Here is a 1,425-nt window from a genome sequence, read left to right on the forward strand (position 1 = left end):
CCTTCACTCTGGCCGGTGCTGATATTGCTTCAGTCGATGGCCTGCTCAACAAGAACGGCACATCCTCCGCCAGCAGTTCAACGACTTACAATCTGGCGGCAGCAGATGACTGGAACAGCGTCATCACTGGTGGCAATATCCAGGATTTAACTGGCAACGGCATCACCGTGTCCAATGCTGCACCTAGCATCATCAGCTCTACTTACGATGCAGCAACCGGCATATTGTCCGTCTCGGCAGTCAACATCGTCGGTGGTGACACCATCGATGTCAGCAAACTCTCTATCACAGGTCAGGCTGGCTCCTACACCCTGACCTCTGCCAACGTCACCGCCAGCAGTTCAACTGCTTTTGCAGTCACTCTGAACGCTACCGACAAATTGGCCATCAACGGCATCTTGAACAACAACGGCACCACCGCCGTTGATACCACCACATTTAACCTGTCCGCTGCCGCTTCCTGGGACGCCACCACCGCATCCAGTGCAGATTTGACCGGCAATGCCGTGACTGCCTCCAACGTCACAGCACCAACGATCACATCAGCGACCTACAACGGCAGCACCCACGTCTTCACCGTCACCGGCACCAACCTCGTTAAAACCATCGGTGCGACCAATGACGTCAACCTGACCAAGTTCACCATCACTGGTGAAGGTGGTGCGACCTATACACTGTCCACCACCGGCAATGTTGAAGTCACCTCCGCCAACAGCTTTACCTTTACACTGGCGGGTGCAGATATCACTGGTGTCGATGCCCTGTTGAACAAGAACGGCACCTCCTCTGTCAGTTCCACTACCTACAACCTGGCCGTTGCCGATGACTGGAACAGCGTCATCACCGGTGGCAACATCCAGGATTTAACTGGTAACGGCATCACCGTTTCCAATGCCGCGCCAAGCATATTGAGCTCGACCTACGATGCTGCGACTGGCATATTGTCCGTCTCGGCAGTCAACATGGTTGGTGGTGACCTCATTGATGTCAGCAAACTCTCTATCACAGGCCAGGCTGGCTCCTACACCCTGACCAGCGCCAACGTCAACGCCAGCAGTGCAACTGCTTTTGCAGTCACCCTGAACGCCGCCGACAAACTGGCCATCAACGGCATCCTGAACAACAACGGCACCACCGCCGTTGATACCACCACATTTAACCTGGCCGCTGCTGCTAACTGGGACGCCGTTACCGCATCCAGTGCAGATTTGACCGGCAATGCCGTGACTGTATCGAATGTCACCGCACCAACGATTACGTCTGCGACTTACGACGGTACCACCCACGTCTTCACCGTCACCGGCACCAACCTCGTTAAAACCATCGGTGCGACCAATGACGTCACCATGTCCAATCTCACCATCACTGGTGAAGGCGGTGCAACCTACACCCTGTCCACCACTGGCAATGTTGAAGTCACCTCCG

At 55.2% G+C, this 1,425-nt stretch carries 1 protein-coding gene; it reads left to right on the plus strand.

Annotated features, from left to right (window positions below):
• Positions 1-1,425 (plus strand): beta strand repeat-containing protein (locus ACO0LN_RS30220; RefSeq protein WP_422980451.1); only part of this gene is annotated, 1,425 nt, incomplete at both ends.

It is taken from the genome of Undibacterium sp. TC9W (genome assembly GCF_049339865.1).
GTDB lineage: Bacteria > Pseudomonadota > Gammaproteobacteria > Burkholderiales > Burkholderiaceae_D > Undibacterium.